This is a genomic window from Bradyrhizobium sp. AUGA SZCCT0431 (assembly GCF_018131065.1).
Lineage (GTDB): Bacteria > Pseudomonadota > Alphaproteobacteria > Rhizobiales > Xanthobacteraceae > Bradyrhizobium.
In genome coordinates this window covers 36,084-51,702 of sequence record NZ_JAFCLR010000054.1, presented here as the reverse complement: position 1 = coordinate 51,702, position 15,619 = coordinate 36,084, and the positions used below count along the sequence as shown (strand labels likewise).

Genomic DNA, 15,619 nt, shown 5'->3' with positions numbered 1-15,619 from the left:
CGTGGACGTCCTTCCATATGACACCTCCTGGCTCTCGCAGCCTACTACAGGTGTCCACTCTTTCGGAGGAGGTTCACCTTCTCTTTTCGAGTGCATGTTTCTTGGAGGACAATCTGGATGCGTGCTGGGGGTCGCCGATCAATATGTGCGCTATCAACAGTACGTCCTGAACAAAGCCGAGAGAGTTGGAAGGAATGACGATCGGTACGAAACAAGACAAGCGATGAGCCCTGGCCCGAATGAGATGTTCTGCGGCTGGCATTTCCACCCAGAGCTACGCGGGGACGCACAAAATGACACCTGGCATGTCTACTTAGAAGGGGGCATCTGGTATCTGCAGGGCAGCACGCCAAGGGAGCGATCGCAGTACGGCAGGCTATACGTAGTGGTGACCGCTAGGTTCGTTGATACGAGGGGAATACCAGAAGGAGGTGGCGTCGACTGTACCTCAAGGGGTTATCGCATGGATGTTTATAAAGGAGGTCAAGGACAGGATGAGTTTGATTCGAGGCCCCGCGGTCCTCGCTACTGCCTCGATCGTTTTGGGCGGCAGTTTGAGTGCTCCCGTCCCTTGCCGCCAGGTCAATGATTATCGGCACGCCACAGCTCGTAGGATTGGAGCCGAAGGCGTAATCCGCCGCCCTTAGTTGCCGTATTCGGCGGTTACGGGACAGTGCACTTAATGGGCGGGGTGTTTAGTGCACTGTCACCGTAAGCGATCTTCGCTGCCGTATTCGGCGGAGCGCAGGCTGGATTAGCATTGAATCGAAGGCGGCGGATTACGCCTTCGGCTTAAATCCGCCCTACGCGTGCTCGAATCGAGTACTCTGACGGGGTTGCATCATTTTCGCGGTTCAATTTAACGGGGCGACGTCCATGAGAATAATTTCGCTAGTAATCGTTCTTGCCGGAGCAATGTTAGTTTCCAGCCAGTCCTTAGCGCTGGATTGCCTGCGGTGTTATGGAAGCGGCCTAGTCACTTGCTACAAAAATCGCTGTGATGCTCAGGGTCGCAACTGCCGAAACATGGGCGCGTGTGCCTACAATGGGCCAGGTGCGAACTGCCCAGCATGGCCCTTTTGTCCTGTAGCACAAAGGAAGAAGTGAAGGACGGTGTTTCGGGTGAAGACACTCCTTATCGAACATTTTGACCTTGGTCTTCGAGACAAGGATATCTGGTTGCCGCCGCCGTGCGGCTCGTTCGTGACGCTCTCGACGAAGAAGCCTTCGACGGGGCAGTAAATCGGGTAGGTCACGTCGGTGAAGTAGAGCTTCGCCAGGTGCCAACTTTGGTGAACCGAGCGGGCACAAGGTCCCACCGACCTGTCAGGCTACGGCCTGCCGCTCGCTCTCGGGAAGGACTTGCAGCAATAGTTCGCTGAACGGCACGGGCTTGCTGAAGAGATATCCCTGGCCCAGGGCAATTCCAATCGAGCGGATCTTTTCGACCTGTTCGTAGGTCTCGACGCCTTCGGCGACGATCGAAAGGTTCAACGTCTTCGCAAGCTGAACGATCGATCCGAGGACGGCAACGGTCTCGGCGCGAGAGATCCTGTCGACGAAGGACTTGTCGATCTTGACCTTGTCGAACGGAAAAGCGGTCAGATAGGACAATGACGAAAAGCCGACGCCGAAATCGTCGAGCGCGATGGAAACACCAAGCCGCTTCAGGCGTTCGAGCGTCTTGAGATTTTCCTGGCTGTCGGCCAGAAAGACGCTCTCGGTGATCTCGAGCTCCAGCCGTGTCTCGGCAAGTCCGCTGTCTGCCAACGCGGCCATTACGGAATCGACGAGAGTGCCGCCCGCAAATTGCAGAGCAGAGAGGTTGACGGCAACCTTGATATCATCCGGCAGCATCACGGCATGGCGGCACGCCTTGGCGAGCACCAGATTGCCGAGCTCGCCGATCAGTCCCCCCCGTTCCGCAACCGGAATGAATTCAGCGGGAGGGATCAGGCCTCTGGTCTTGTGGCGCCAGCGCGCCAGGGCCTCGACCGACGTCGCGCGGCCCGTAGAGAGCTCGAAGATGGGCTGATAGAAGACATCAATCTCTTCGCGCCAGATCGCCTCGCGAAGCTCGATTTCAAGGATGTCGCGCTGGTCGGCTTCGGCCTTGAGCTCTGGCGAGTAGAGATGGAAACAGTTTCGACCGGCATTCTTCGACTTGTAGAGCGCAAGATCGGCATTGCGAAGAATTTCATCGATGCGCGTGCCATGCTCGGGCACCACGGCGACACCGATGCTGCATCCGATCACGACCGGGTGGCCGTCTATTTCATAGGGTTCGGCAATGGCCTGGACCAGGCGCGCGGCGAGTGTTGCGGCGTCGTCCTGCAGCGCGGACGGCCCCGGTACCACGATCAGCGCAAACTCGTCACCGCCGATCCGGGCCGCCACATCGACGTCCCGGGCCTGCGCCTTGATTCGACCAGCGACCTGCCTGAGAAGCGCATCGCCGCAGTGGTGGCCGAGCGCATCGTTGACGGACTTGAACTTGTCGAGATCCAGCAGGAGCACGGCGAACGGCGTATGGTGCAGAAGATACTTGTCCAGCGCTTCGTCAAGGGACCCCTTGAACAGGTTACGATTCGCAAGGCCGGTCAGGCTGTCATAGTGAGCCAGCTTCTCGATCCGGTCCTCGGAAGCCTTGCGTTCGGTGATGTCTTCATGCGTCGCAACCCAGCCACCGCTCTCGCGCCGTCCATAGGAAATATGGATGACGCGCCCGTCCGGAAACTGCACCGTGTTCGAAGTGTGTTCCGATTTGGCGAGCCGGTCCTTGAGGTCAACCAGATAGGCGTCGAGATCACGCACGGCCTCCTGGTTTGCAAACACCTCGCGGAAGTTCATGCCGACCCGAACGTTGTCCGGCGAGAGTTCATAGGCATCGAGCCATTGTCGGTTGAACGCGATCAGGCGATCCTGGCCATCAAACATGCTCAACCCCTGCGGAAGGTTTCGCAGCGCGTCCTCGAATTTGCTCAGGGAGTCGCGCAATTCGCGCTGTGCCGCGTCGAGCGCCTTCTGTCTTCGCCAGTGCAGCGCGGTCGCCATCAGGATGATGAAAGTGAGCAGAAGCGCGCCGCCGAGATAGATTTGCTGCCTGGCTTGAGAGCGCGAATAGATCTCCTGCTCCGAAATGCCGGCGGTAAAGATCAGCGGAAAAACGCGCGATCGGCGCGCGGTGACCAACCTGTTGCTCCGGTTCGAGCGACCTTCGCTCCCGCTCCGGTTCCAGTATTGGCTATAGGAACTGTCCCGTAACTCGCCTTCAACGTGGCCGGGATTGCGCTGTCCCAGCACCGTGCCCTGGTCTATTCCCCGCGCGGCGAGCACGATGTAGTCGGCATTTCTGAGAACAAGGGTGCCTCCGATACCGAGCTTTGCGGTGTCGTAGAACCTGCCGACCAGGTCCACACTGATCGAGCCTACGACGACGCCCGCCGGACCCTTCCCGTGGTCGAACAGCTTTCTTGCGATCTGGATGGTCCATTTGTTCGACGCCCGCCCCAACACCGGCTTTGCGACATAGAGCCGATCTTCGGCCAGCTCCATCACCTTGACGAAGTGCTCCCGGTCCCCGAGATAGAGCGGCGGGCCGGAGTAGCCGGTCGTGGTATCGAACAAATAGCCGTTCGGTCCGATCAGCGAGAACTGCACCACGTCGCCGCTCGCCATCTGCGCCTTACCGGCCCAGAATTTCAGGCTGAACGCGGCCGGGTCCTGTGCGTAAAGCGCACGCACGACCAGCAGTGACTGATCTACCCGTTCGAATATCCGCTCGGTATTTTCCTCAAACAGCTGAGCGACACTGTTTCCGTGCGCCCGCGCCTGTTGCAGCGCCTCCGTCCGTTCCGAAGACGTGATCGCGAAGTAGCCGATCCACACAAGCGGCAAAAAGAACAGCGCGATTTGCAGCGGGGCATTTCGCAGGATTGCCTTTGCAGCTTTGCGGACCAATCTGCGGGCGTGAATCACAGCACGCAATCCCGCGCGAGCCGTAAACCCACGGTTGCGCTCTCAGAGCATAGCAACGCCTTCAAATATGACATCGACTATCTTCGCCTGAACCGCCCGAGGTCCGCATGGCCGCGGCCGGGCACCGCCGAGATCTTGCAATCCTCGAACGTAGCGTCGGCAGCCTTAAGTTTTGGTGTTCGCGCAGGCTTAATGTTTTGTCAAAACCCCCGTAACATCACGGAGATAGCTGCGATCCTGCGCTTCGCCTGACGGCTACGCCGCGGCGAGCCGCTGCTCGGCGACTTCTTCGGGATGCGGCGTTACTGAGCGAAATGGTGCCCAGGGGCGGGATCGAACCATCCGGCTTCGCCCAAACAGGCTACGCCGGGACAAGCCTTTACTCGGCGGCTTCTTCAGGATGCGGCGTTACTGAGGTTAATGGTGCCCAGGGGCGGGATCGAACCACCGACACTGCGATTTTCAGTCGCATGCTCTACCAACTGAGCTACCTGGGCACTGCGGGGCGAAAACGGCCCGGAGCGGGCGGTTTATAGTGGGGCGAGAGGGCCGTGTCCACCCGGCTTCGCCTTTGGCTTCGCCGGGCGCCGCCCGCTTGTGAGTTATCCGCCAAATTGTTGGGAATTAAGCGATATTTGGTGTCGCCGCGAAGGGACTCGGCTCCCTCTCCCGCTTGCGGGGGAGGGCTGGGGTGGGGGCTCTCTCCGCGATACGACTCGTGGGGAGAGCCCCCACCCGCCGCGCTCTTCGAGCGCGTCGACCTCCCCCGCACGCGGGAGAGGTGCATCGAGGGTGCCGACAGAGCGAGGTAAACCGACATGCCCCGCCCCTACTCCTCGTCTTCTCCTTCATTCTCCTTGCCGGGGATGACGTAGCGGCCGGAGAGCCAGCGGTTCAGGTCGACGTCGCGGCAGCGCGGGGAGCAGAACGGCAGGGTTTTGGGGTTTTCGGCGGGCTTGCCGCATTCTGGGCAAGGCTTCGATGAAGGCTTCGATGAAGGCTTCGATGCCGGTTTCGACACGCCCGATCCGGCCTGGCCGGCATCTTTGGGCGGGTCAGCTGGCATTCAACCAGCCGAAGCGGATCGGAAAACCTTCGCCGCCGAGCAGCGTGACCGTTTCATAGAGCGGCAGGCCGACGATGTTGGTGTAGGAGCCGACCATTTTGACCACGAACGATCCGGCGATGCCCTGCACCGCATAGCCGCCGGCTTTGCCGCGCCATTCGCCGGAGCCGATATAGGCCTGGATGTCATCCTCGTTGAGCCGCTTGAAGCGCACCCGGGTCTCGATCAGGCGCTGGCGAAAGGCTTCCTTCGGCGTCACCAGGCAGATCGCCGTGTAGACGCGATGGTTGCGGCCCGACAGCAGCCGCAGGCATTGCGAGGCTTCGTCGACCAGGTTGGCCTTCGGCAGGATGCGGCGGCCAACCGCGACCACGGTGTCGGCGGCGAGGATGAAGGAACCGCGCAGCTCGTCATCGAGCTGCACGGATTTCAGCGCGGCATCGGCCTTGGCGCGCGCCAGTCGATTGGCGCAGGCGCGCGGCAGCTCGCCCCGCTTCGGGGTCTCGTCGACGTCAGCCGGGCGCAACGCGTCGGGCTCGATGCCGGCCTGGTTGAGCAGGCTGAGCCGTCGCGGCGAACCGGAGGCAAGAACGAATTTGGGACGGCCAAGCATGCTGATTTTTGGGAGGCAGAGGAATCGAGGGGGCGAATGCGCGCGGAACCTATCGGAAGGGCGTGGTTTTCACAACCGGGTGGCAAGTGGTTGTTCGCATGTCACTATCCGCGTCGTCCCGGCGAAGGCCGGGACCCATAACCACAGGCTGTTGTCGTTGAAATGAGTTATTGCGACGGCCATTGCCTCAAAGTGCACGGCCGCGGCGTATGGGTTCCCAGATGCGCAATTGCGCATCTGAGCCTTCGCCGGAACGACACCGTGGGTGCCCTCACTCGCTCGCCGCGCCCACCTTCGAAAATCGCCGGCGAATGCGCAGCAAGAGGCCGTCGCAGACGTCGCGATAGGCTTGCAGCTTCTGCTCGCGGCTGCCTTCGGTGTCGGTCGGATCCGGCGTCGGCCAGTATTCGACGTCGGCGGCCAGCGTGTGCGTCAGCGCCAGCGCCTTGTGATGCGCCTCGGGCGACAGCGTGATGATGAGGTCGAAATTGAGCCCCTCCCAATCCTCGAGCTCCTCGAACGTCTGCGGCTTGTGACCGGAAATATCCTGGCCGAGTTCGGCCATCACGGCGACCGCGAACGGATCGAGCTCGCCCTTCCTGACGCCGGCGGATTTCACATAGAGCGCCTGCGGGAACATCTGCTGCAGCAGGCTTTCGGCCATCGGCGAACGCACGCTGTTCAGGCCGCATGAGAACAACACGGCCTGCGGATTGCGCGCGCGGGGCGGCGCGTCCATGCGGTCAGTCTTCTCTGGTTTGGAGCGGGACCTTCTCCGAAGACCGGATCACGCGCTCTATTTGACGCATGACCTGATCCGAAAACCGCTTCGCACTTTGCACTAACGTGGCCCTTCGGGTCGGGGTCATGCGTCCTGCCCCTTCCAGTGCAAGACGCAAATCAGCGTGAACAGCCGCCGCGCGGTTTCGAAATCGACCCGCACCTTGCCCTTCAGCCGCTCCTGCAGCGTGCGCGAGCCCTCGTCATGGATGCCGCGGCGGCCCATGTCGATGGCCTCGATCTTGTCGGTGGTCGCGGTCCGGATCGCCTGGTAATAGCTGTCGCAGATCATGAAATAATCCTTCACGATCCGCCGGAACGGCGTCAGCGACAGCAGATGCGCCACCACAGGCGTGCCGTCCTCGCGGCGGATGTCGAACATCAGCCGGTTGCCGGTGATCGCAAGGTGCAGCGTGAACGGGCCGCTGTCGGCCCCGTCAGGCGCGAACAGGTTCTGCTCGATCAGGTCGTAGATCGCGATCGCGCGCTCGTGCTCGATGTCAGGCCCGGAACGCCCGATCGATTCTTCGTCCAGCGTCACCGCGACAATGCGGTTCTGCGGATCCTCGTCTGCGGGCGGCTTGGTCATGACAGGTTGAGACGCAATCCGATCGAGCGTGAATGGGCATCCAGACCTTCGGCCTTGCCCAGGGTCATCGCGGCGGGTCCGAGCGCGCGCAACTGGTCCGGCCCGCATTTGAGAATCGAGGTGCGCTTCATGAAGTCTAGCACGCCCAAGCCCGACGAGAACCGCGCCGAGCGCGCGGTCGGCAGCACGTGGTTGGAGCCGCCGACATAGTCGCCGATCGCCTCGGGCGTATGGGACCCTAAGAAGATCGCGCCGGCGTTGCGGACTTTTACCGACAATGCTTCGGCGTCCGCGGTCATGATCTCGAGATGCTCGGCCGCGATGGCGTTCGCCAGCTCCACGGCGTCGTCGAGTTTTTTCACCATGATGATGGCGCCGAAATCCTTCCACGAGGCGCGGGCGATTTCCGCGCGCGGCAGGGTGACGAGCTGCGCTTCCACCGCCTGCTCGACTTCGGCGGCGAGACGTTCGCTGTCGGTGATCAGGATCGACTGCGCGCTGGCATCGTGCTCGGCCTGCGCCAAAAGATCAGCCGCGATCCAGCCGGCATTGCCGGTGTCGTCGGCGATGACGAGCACTTCGGAGGGGCCGGCGATCATGTCGATGCCGACCTTGCCGAACACCTGCCGCTTGGCCGCGGCGACATAGGCGTTGCCGGGGCCGACGATTTTTGCGACCGGCGCGATCGTGGCGGTGCCGTAGGCGAGCGCGGCCACGGCCTGCGCGCCGCCGACGCGATAGATTTCCGAGACGCCGCCGAGCTCAGCTGCCGCCAGCACCAGCGGATTGAGCTTGCCGTCCGGCGACGGCACCACCATCACCACGCGCGGCACACCGGCCACCGCGGCCGGCACCGCATTCATCAGCACCGAGGACGGATACGCCGCCGTGCCGCCGGGCACATAGAGGCCGACCGCGTCGATCGCGCTCCAGCGCCAGCCGAGCTCGACGCCCAGCGCATCGGTGAAGCGCTCGTCCTTGGGCAGTTGGCGGCGATGGAACATCTCGATCCGGTCGCGCGCGAATTTCAGCGCATCCAACGTGGCGCTGTCGCAGGCTTTGGTCGCGGCCTCGATCTCGGCGGCGGTAACGCGCAGCCCGGAGGCTGCGATATCCAGCCGGTCGAATTTGCGGGTCGCCTCGAGCAGGGCGGCGTCGCCGCGCGCGGCCACGTCATCGACGATGGCGCGGGTCGCCCGCTCGACATCGGCGGATGCTTCGCGCTTGGCGCCGAGAAAGGCGCCAAAGCGCTGGTCGAAATCGGCGCTGCTTCTGTCCAGGCGAATGGGCATGGTGGCTTTCTGTGGAGGCTTGCGGGCCTATGCTCAATGGCGCGGCGGCCAAGGGCCGTCAACCCTTGGGAGGCCCAAAATCCCGTCGTCCCGGCCAAGCGAAGCGCGAGCCGGGACCCATAACCACCATCGTTTGTGATTGAGAAGGCTGGAGCCACAGCCCGGCGTGGCAGCGAACATCGGTGGTTATGGGTCCCGGCCTTCGCCGGGACGACGATAGAGGGGTGCTTTCACACTTCCTGCCCCGACGGCGCGATGCCGATATCGCTGCTGCCGAGATCGTCGGCGCCGAGGTCGGTCAGCTCGCATTCCAGGCATTCGACGTCCAGCCGCAGCGCCCCGCCATGGCTGAACAGCAGCAAGGCGCTGCCGCCGGGGGCCTCGCCGGGGTGGAATTCGATCCCGACCAGTTCCAGCACGGCGTCCGGCGCATCCAGATCGATATTGCGCGACTTGCAGGCCAGCACCCGGTCGAAGCGCAATGCTGCGATCGTCCGCCGCGGGGTGGTGCCGCCGGACAGCGTCTGCTCCCAGTCGAGCCTGAACATGCCGACCACCAGGCGCTTTTCGTCCTGTCGCCAGACGATGTCGGAAGCCTGCACACGGGCATCCTGGACATGCGCCGAGATCACCGAGAGATCATCGGAATCGAGCGCGATCAGCTTGAGCTGTTCAGGCGAACCCATGCGCCAACTTTACCTTTAATTTGTGCGTAGCCTAGTCGCAAAACCGGTTCCCATCCCCGGATCAAGTCCGTGGACATGCTTTTGCGGGATACAGGTCAGTCGCTGATACGCTGGATCGAGGCGCCGCAGGCCGACAGTTTTTCCTCCAGCCGCTCAAAACCGCGGTCGAGATGATAGATCCGGTTGACCATGGTTTCGCCTTCGGCGGCAAGGCCGGCGATGACCAGCGACACCGACGCGCGCAGATCGGTCGCCATGACCGGCGCGCCGCGCAAGCTCGCGGTGCCGTCGATGGTGGCGGTTTCGCCGTCGAGCGAAATTTTCGCGCCGAACCGCGCCAGCTCCTGCACATGCATGAAGCGGTTTTCGAAAATGGTTTCGGTGATCTGCGAGGAGCCGCCGGCGCAGGCCATCAGCGCCATCAGTTGCGCCTGCAGATCGGTCGGGAAGCCCGGGAACGGCGCGGTCGACACGTTGACCGGCTTGATCCCCGCACCGTTGCGGGAAACTTTTATACCATCCTTGTTGACGGTGATGACGGCGCCCGCCTCGGTCAGCACGTCGAGCGCCGATTGCAGCAGCTCCGGCCGTGCGCCCGCCAGTTGCACCTCGCCGCCGGTCATCGCCACCGCCATAGCATAGGTGCCGGCCTCGATGCGGTCGGGCAGCACGGTATGCCGCGCGCCGTGCAGTTTTTCCACACCCTCGACGACGATGCGCGGCGTGCCGGCGCCGGTGATCCGCGCGCCCATCTTGTTCAGGCAATCGGCGACGTCTGTTATCTCGGGCTCGCAGGCCGCATTGTCGATGATGGTCGTGCCCCTGGCCAGCGTCGCCGCCATCAGCGCGACGTGGGTGCCGCTGACCGTCACCTTGGGGAAATCGATCGACGCGCCGCGCAGTCCGCCGGGCGCTTTGGCGACCACATAGCCGGCGTCGATGGTGATCTCGGCGCCGAGTTTCTCCAGCGCCATGATCAGCAGGTCAACCGGCCGCGTGCCGATCGCGCAGCCGCCCGGCAGCGAGACCTTCGCCTCGTGCATCCGCGCCAGCAGCGGCGCGATCACCCAAAAACTGGCGCGCATCCGTGACACCAGCTCGTAAGGCGCTGTCGTGTCGATGATATCAGCCGCCGAAATATGCAGGGTCTGGCCTTGGTATTCGCGGTCGCCGGGCCGCTTGCCCGCGGACATGATATCGACGCCGTGATTGCCGAGGATGCGCTGCAGCTGCGCGACATCGGCAAGCCGCGGCACGTTGTCGAGAACAAGGGTTTCCTCGGTCAGCAGCCCCGCGATCATCAGCGGAAGCGCGGCATTCTTCGCGCCCGAAATCGCGATGGTGCCGTTGAGCGGGCTTCCGCCGACAATCCGAATGCGGTCCATGCCACCCCCCTTTTTTATGCACAAAGTATGGGGGTTTTGGACCCCCGATAGCAAAAGCCTTGAAATTTGCGGCTATTTGATGGGTCTTGCCGTCATTCCGGGGCGTGCGCAGCACGAGCCCGGAATCTCGAGATTCCGGGTTCGATGCTGCGCATCGCCCCGGAATGACGCCGCGACTAAATGCTATTGATATCCTCGCTCTCCAGCACCGGCCTGGGATAGCCCTCGCGCGCGACCTTGATCATGGCGCGGCCGAGCTTTTCGCTTGTTGTCATGAACTTCGGCGAGGTGCGGGCCAGATAGGACAACAGTGGTGCGGCGACGACATAGATCGCGTTGACCCATGATGTCTTCGAGCGCACGCCGTGCAGCGGCTGAATGCCGGCGGGCCGGAACATGTAGGCGGCCTTGAACGGCAGCTTGAGCAGATCGTTCTCGGTCTTGCCTTTGACGCGCGCCCAGCGCACCGGGCCCTGTTCGGTTGAATCCGTGCTGCGGCCGGTCACGTAGGTGAACACCATGTTCGGGTTGAGCCGAACCAGCGTGTTCGCCGCAGCCAGCGTGACGTCATAGGTCAGATGCCGGTAGCGCTCGGCGTCCATGCCGACCGAAGAGACGCCGAGGCAGAAGAAACAGGCGTCGTATCCGGTGAGGTCGGACTCGATTGCGGAGAAGTTCGTGAAGTCCTTATGCAGGACTTCACGCAGCTTGGCGTGCTGATGCCCCTCGGGCTGCGCCCCACCACCAGCACGCGCTCGACGCCGGTATCAACCAGGCATTCGCGCAGCACGCCCTGCCCGACCATGCCGGTGGCGCCGAAAAGAATTACCTTCATGTCAGGGTGAGCTTGGCTCATCCCTTGATGAAGGCGAGCAGGTCCGCGTTGATCGTCGCCGCTTCCGTGGTCGGCATGCCGTGCGGAAAGCCCTTGTAGGTTTTCAGTATGCCGTTCTTCAGCAGCTTGGCCGACAACGGTGCCGAGTCGGCATAGGGCACGATCTGATCGTCATCGCCATGCATGACCAGCACGGGCACATTGATCTTCTTCAGGTCCTCGGTGAAATCGGTCTGCGAGAAGGCGACGATGCCGTCGTAATGCGCCTTGGCGCCGCCCATCATGCCCTGGCGCCACCAATTCTCGATCACGGCCTCGGAGGGTTTGGCGCCGGGCCGGTTGTAGCCGTAGAACGGACCGGCGGCGATGTCGCGATAGAATTGCGAGCGGCCGGCGGCGAGCGAAGCCTGGAATCCGTCGAAGACGTCCTTCGGCAGGCCGCCCGGATTGGCCGGCGTCTTCACCATCAGCGGCGGCACCGCGCTGAGGATCGCGGCCTTTGCGACCCGACTCTCGCCGTGGCGGGCAATGTAATGCACCACCTCGCCGCCGCCGGTGGAATGGCCGACGTGCACCGCGTTCTTCAGATCGAGATGCGCCGTCACCGCCGCGAGGTCGTCGGCATAATGATCCATGTCGTGGCCGTCGCCGACCTGGGCAGAGCGGCCATGGCCGCGGCGGTCATGGGCGATGACGCGAAAGCCGTTGCCCAGAAAGAACAGCATCTGCGCGTCCCAGTCGTCCGATGACAGCGGCCAGCCGTGGCTGAACACGATGGGCTGACCGGAGCCCCAGTCCTTGTAAAAGATCTCGACGCCGTCTTTTGTTGTGACCATGGGCATGGGGAAGCTCCTCTTTTTGTTACGCCGTCATTCCGGGACACGCGTCAGCGTGGACCCGGAATCTAGAAGTTATTCGGCAAGAGATTCCGGGTTCGATGCTTCGCATCGCCCCGGAATGACGCGAACGTCAGGCGTACGCCGGCCGGTAGCGCCGGATCACGCCGACGATCACGATCACGAAGAACACCAGCACGATGCCCTGCGCGACCGCGAAGGGCGGCTCGGCCGGCGGCACGCTCGGCGCCAGCGCGTGCAGCGCCGGCACCTTCAGGAATGACTGGACCACCAGCACGAACACATTGAGATAGAGCGCCACCAGCGCGGTCAGCGCGTAGATCCAGCGCCAGGCGCCGCGCAGTTTCATGACATAGAGCGCGAAGCAGGCGATCGCCAGCAGCACCAGCGAGAGCAGGCCGAACAAATGCGACGGCAACATCTTTTCGAACAGCAGCGGCGGAATCACAAAGCCGGTGGCGCTGGTCAGGATCGTGGTCAGCAGGAAGATCGCGGTAAGCCCCGGCTGCCGCTTCGAGCCGAGCATTCCGAACATCACGATGAGGCCTGAGACGATTGCGATCAAACTGATGACGACATGCACAAGAACAAATGTCGCGGTGCTCATACCGAGTATCATGAAGCGCCCCCTTCGTTGGAAACCCGCCGAACGTTACGACGCAGCAAAACAAATTGCCACACGCGTCCGTTGCAGCTTCGGCAACGCAGGCATGTGCGGCAACGCGCGAGGCATCGACCAAAGTCGCATGAAGCACGAAGTTTAGCAGGAGTCGCAAACGACATCAGCTACGTAGCCCGGATGGAGCGAAGCGCAATCCGGGATCGGATCATCCACCGCCAAGACCGTCCCCGGATTTCGCTTCGCTGCATCCGGGCTACGAGTCCTGCTCGCCTCATCGTCTGTCTCAGAGCGCCGGCTTCGAGCCGTCGGCGAGAAAGCCGTGCAATGCCGCCACCACTTGCGCGCCCTCGCCGATCGCGCCGCCGACGCGCTTGACCGAGCCGGAGCGGACGTCGCCGACCGCGAACACGCCGGGCACCGTGGTTTCCAAAAACGGCACCGGACGATCGGCATTTTGGCCGCCTTGGACGCCGGCTTGGACGCTTCCTTGGACGCCGGTGAGAACAAAACCGGCGCGGTCGACCTTGACGCCGCAGCCTTCGAGCCAGCCGGTCGCGGGATCGGCGCCGACGAACAGAAAGAGATTGCGGATGTCGAGGGTCTGCACCTCGTCCGGCGCCAGACGGCTGCGCCAGCGCACGCGCCGCAGCGAGGCGTCCTCGCCTTCGAGGCCAACGACCTCGGCGTTGAAGATGAGTTCGATATTGTCAGTCGCTTCGATGCGCTCGATGAGATAGTGCGACATGCTGGCGCCGAGGCCGCCGCCGCGGATGATCATGTAGACTTTCCGCGCATGGCCGGACAAGAACACCGCGGCCTGCCCGGCGGAGTTGCCGCCGCCGACCAGCACGACGTCCTGATCGACGCACAGCTTGGCCTCGATCGGCGAGGCCCAGTACCAGACGCCGCGGCCCTCATAGGCGTCGAGATTTTCGATTTCCGGCCGGCGGTAGCGCGCGCCGCTCGCGACCACGACCGATTTGGCTTTCAACGACTGCCCGCATTCGGTCGCCAGCGCGAACAGGCCATCGGGCTTCGTGCAATCCAGCGACCTGATGGAGACCGGGATCAGCATCTCGGCGCCGAATTTTTGCGCCTGGTTGTAGGCCCGCCCGGCCAGCGCCTGGCCGGAAATGCCGGTGGGGAATCCCAGATAGTTCTCAATCCGCGCACTGGCGCCGGCCTGTCCGCCAAAGGCGCGCGAATCGAACACCGCGACCGACAAGCCTTCTGACGCCGCATAGACGGCGGTGGCAAGCCCGGCCGGACCGCTGCCGACCACGGCCACATCGTAGAGCTTGTCATGCGCATGGTTGGTGATCATGCCCATCGCCAGCGCCAGCGAGGTTTCTGACGGATTGCGCAGCACCGTGCCGTCGGGACACACCACCAGCGGCAAATCGCTGCGCGCGGCCGAGTACCGCTCGACGAGATCGGCGGCGTCCTTGTCGTTCTCGGGGTCGAGCAAATGATGCGGCTGACCGTTGCGCGTCAAAAAATTCTGTAAGCGCGCCATGTCGCCGAGCGAGGCCGGCCCGATCAGCACCGGGCCGCCGACGCCGCCCTGGATCAGGCTGACCCGGCGCAGCACCAGCGCGCGCATGATGCGCTCGCCGAGATCGGCTTCGGCCATCAGCAGCGCCCGCAACCGGTCCGGCGGAATCAGCAGCGTCTCGACATCGCCCTCGGCATGGCCGTCGACCAGCGCGACGCGACCGGAGAGCTGGCCGATCTCGGCCACGAATTGTCCAACGCACTGATCGATGACGGGCGTGACATGGCCGAGGCCGTCGCGCAGCGTGATCGCGACATGGCCCGACAGCACCACGAACATGCCGGGCCCGGGCTTGCCGGTCTCGAACAGCGCTTCGCCGTGCCCAAACCTGCGCAATTCGCCGAACCGGCGCATGCGCTCGATCTCATACGAAGTCAGCGTCGGAAAGGTCTGTTCGTGGCGCGGAAACGCGAAGGAAGCTTGGCCGGCCGCCGGACCGGCTGTCGTGGTGTCTGCACTCATCTCGCCACCCAAAAAAGAACTCAGCTTTTTTGCGGAGAGCTGGCCACCCGGCGAGCGGCCGGAAATTTCCTGTCCGCTACTGGCCCGGCTTTACTCCGCCTGCGTTATCTAGGGAGGCATCGGTGTTTTCGGAAGGTGCGGCAGCTTCATCGCTGCGCCCGCGCGCCTGCGACTTCCGCCGCTTGAGATTTTCGCGCAGCGCCAGCTTCAAGCGCTGCTGTCGCGAATCTTTCACAACCGGCTTGGCCGTTCCCGCGCGTTTGTCCTGATCGTCCTGCATCCTGGGCCTGTTGCCTACGCCGTCGTGGCGCTTCTTTTCCCCGATCATATTGGAATTCACCCGGCCACCGCGCAATCGCCTCGCCGACACTCCGCAATGATTCGTCCGCGCCGGCGTCTGAAGCCGCCGGGCTAGGAAATGGAACCGATCGGCCCGAGTTGGCCCGGTTTGAAGCAATGAGCCCGGCGACCATGCCAATTTTTGCCCATTTTGGGCCCTTTCCAGCCCCGCCGCGCGCTTGCGCCAGAGGGGTCCTTGTGGCAAGAACCGGCCGCCTGTAGGGGCCTTTTGGGCCGATTCCTTGAATACCGGGCATGCTGCCGTAGCTCAGTGGTAGAGCACTCCATTGGTAATGGAGAGGTCGACAGTTCAATCCTGTCTGGCAGCACCAGTTTTTCCCGATCAGCATCAGCAAGCTTCTGAACGACTTGAGCATTTCGCGCCGCGCCTGATACACACAGGTGTTGCACGATGGTTCTACGAATGGCCTGTCCTACTAAGCGTCTCGGCTCCGACAACTGGTACTTCCGAAAGCGTATCCCGGCCGATGTTCAAGCGATCTGGGCCAAGCTGCCAAAGGATCAGCGGCCACCGCACCGGTACAAAGACCACGTCATGT

Annotated in this window: 12 protein-coding genes, 2 tRNA genes and 1 pseudogene; 1 reads left to right on the top strand and 14 read right to left on the bottom strand. The window is 63.0% G+C overall.

Translation table 11 applies throughout. The features are described 5' to 3' along the window. Window positions 1-1,326 precede the first annotated feature (1,326 nt). The 14 genes and pseudogenes from JQ567_RS38465 to JQ567_RS34175 all read right to left on the bottom strand — a co-directional run bounded on the left by JQ567_RS38465 (window position 1,327) and on the right by JQ567_RS34175 (window position 15,048). Entirely contained in the window at window positions 1,327-3,978 is a 2,652-nt protein-coding gene (locus JQ567_RS38465) for an EAL domain-containing protein (protein WP_212442901.1), read from the bottom strand. 421 nt (window positions 3,979-4,399) lie between these two features. Beyond that, a tRNA-Phe gene (locus JQ567_RS34235) sits at window positions 4,400-4,475 on the bottom strand. Between the two features lie 332 nt (window positions 4,476-4,807). Next, a complete protein-coding gene (gene yacG / locus JQ567_RS34230) occupies window positions 4,808-5,044 on the bottom strand; it encodes a DNA gyrase inhibitor YacG (RefSeq protein WP_212442900.1) in 237 nt (78 codons plus the stop codon). Next, entirely contained in the window at window positions 5,034-5,657 is a 624-nt protein-coding gene (locus tag JQ567_RS34225; protein WP_192735329.1) for a Maf-like protein, read from the bottom strand. The genes yacG and JQ567_RS34225 overlap by 11 nt, the downstream gene beginning before the upstream one ends. 271 nt (window positions 5,658-5,928) lie before the next feature. Continuing rightward, window positions 5,929-6,396 carry a low molecular weight phosphatase family protein gene (locus JQ567_RS34220; protein ID WP_212442899.1) on the bottom strand — a complete coding sequence of 156 codons (468 nt, stop codon included), beginning with the start codon at window positions 6,394-6,396 and terminating at the stop codon, window positions 5,929-5,931. A 126-nt stretch (window positions 6,397-6,522) separates the two neighbouring features. Further along, a complete protein-coding gene (locus tag JQ567_RS34215) occupies window positions 6,523-7,026 on the bottom strand; it encodes a UPF0262 family protein (RefSeq protein ID WP_212442898.1) in 504 nt (167 codons plus the stop codon). Beyond that, window positions 7,023-8,318 (bottom strand): histidinol dehydrogenase, encoded by a 1,296-nt coding sequence (gene hisD, locus JQ567_RS34210; RefSeq protein WP_212442897.1) that lies wholly within the window; start codon window positions 8,316-8,318, stop codon window positions 7,023-7,025. Before hisD ends, JQ567_RS34215 begins: the two co-directional genes overlap by 4 nt. A 230-nt stretch (window positions 8,319-8,548) precedes the next feature. After that, the gene (locus JQ567_RS34205) at window positions 8,549-9,004 is read right to left on the bottom strand and encodes a DUF2948 family protein (RefSeq protein ID WP_212442896.1); all 456 of its coding nucleotides are present in this window, start codon (window positions 9,002-9,004) and stop codon (window positions 8,549-8,551) included. Window positions 9,005-9,099: 95 nt separating this feature from the next. Continuing rightward, entirely contained in the window at window positions 9,100-10,389 is a 1,290-nt protein-coding gene (gene murA, locus JQ567_RS34200; RefSeq protein WP_212412025.1) for a UDP-N-acetylglucosamine 1-carboxyvinyltransferase, read from the bottom strand. A gap of 176 nt (window positions 10,390-10,565) precedes the next feature. Beyond that, a pseudogene (locus tag JQ567_RS34195) lies at window positions 10,566-11,224 on the bottom strand (epimerase). Between the two features lie 17 nt (window positions 11,225-11,241). Continuing rightward, window positions 11,242-12,066, bottom strand: coding sequence for an alpha/beta fold hydrolase (locus JQ567_RS34190; RefSeq protein WP_212442895.1), 825 nt, complete (start codon window positions 12,064-12,066; stop codon window positions 11,242-11,244). 127 nt (window positions 12,067-12,193) lie between these two features. Further along, window positions 12,194-12,700 (bottom strand): hypothetical protein, encoded by a 507-nt coding sequence (locus JQ567_RS34185; protein WP_212442894.1) that lies wholly within the window; start codon window positions 12,698-12,700, stop codon window positions 12,194-12,196. Between the two features lie 286 nt (window positions 12,701-12,986). Continuing rightward, window positions 12,987-14,720 carry an FAD-dependent oxidoreductase gene (locus JQ567_RS34180; RefSeq protein ID WP_212442893.1) on the bottom strand — a complete coding sequence of 578 codons (1,734 nt, stop codon included), beginning with the start codon at window positions 14,718-14,720 and terminating at the stop codon, window positions 12,987-12,989. Window positions 14,721-14,796: 76 nt separating this feature from the next. Continuing rightward, on the bottom strand, window positions 14,797-15,048 hold the full coding sequence (locus JQ567_RS34175; RefSeq protein ID WP_312017511.1) for a hypothetical protein: 252 nt from the start codon (window positions 15,046-15,048) through the stop codon (window positions 14,797-14,799). Window positions 15,049-15,316: 268 nt separating this feature from the next. On the opposite strand from JQ567_RS34175, the gene JQ567_RS34170 reads away from it, so the two are divergent. Continuing rightward, a tRNA-Thr gene (locus tag JQ567_RS34170) sits at window positions 15,317-15,391 on the top strand. Window positions 15,392-15,619: the final 228 nt, after the last annotated feature.

Coding starts and splice junctions, on each gene's coding strand:
- JQ567_RS34180 (WP_212442893.1), bottom strand. CDS start 14,720: ATGAGTGCAGACACCACGACAGCCGGTCCGGCGGCCGGCCAAGCTTCC.
- yacG (WP_212442900.1), bottom strand. CDS start 5,044: ATGCCAGCTGACCCGCCCAAAGATGCCGGCCAGGCCGGATCGGGCGTG.
- JQ567_RS34215 (WP_212442898.1), bottom strand. CDS start 7,026: ATGACCAAGCCGCCCGCAGACGAGGATCCGCAGAACCGCATTGTCGCG.
- JQ567_RS34185 (WP_212442894.1), bottom strand. CDS start 12,700: ATGATACTCGGTATGAGCACCGCGACATTTGTTCTTGTGCATGTCGTC.
- murA (WP_212412025.1), bottom strand. CDS start 10,389: ATGGACCGCATTCGGATTGTCGGCGGAAGCCCGCTCAACGGCACCATC.
- JQ567_RS34225 (WP_192735329.1), bottom strand. CDS start 5,657: ATGCTTGGCCGTCCCAAATTCGTTCTTGCCTCCGGTTCGCCGCGACGG.
- JQ567_RS34220 (WP_212442899.1), bottom strand. CDS start 6,396: ATGGACGCGCCGCCCCGCGCGCGCAATCCGCAGGCCGTGTTGTTCTCA.
- hisD (WP_212442897.1), bottom strand. CDS start 8,318: ATGCCCATTCGCCTGGACAGAAGCAGCGCCGATTTCGACCAGCGCTTT.
- JQ567_RS34205 (WP_212442896.1), bottom strand. CDS start 9,004: ATGGGTTCGCCTGAACAGCTCAAGCTGATCGCGCTCGATTCCGATGAT.
- JQ567_RS34190 (WP_212442895.1), bottom strand. CDS start 12,066: ATGCCCATGGTCACAACAAAAGACGGCGTCGAGATCTTTTACAAGGAC.
- JQ567_RS34175 (WP_312017511.1), bottom strand. CDS start 15,048: ATGATCGGGGAAAAGAAGCGCCACGACGGCGTAGGCAACAGGCCCAGG.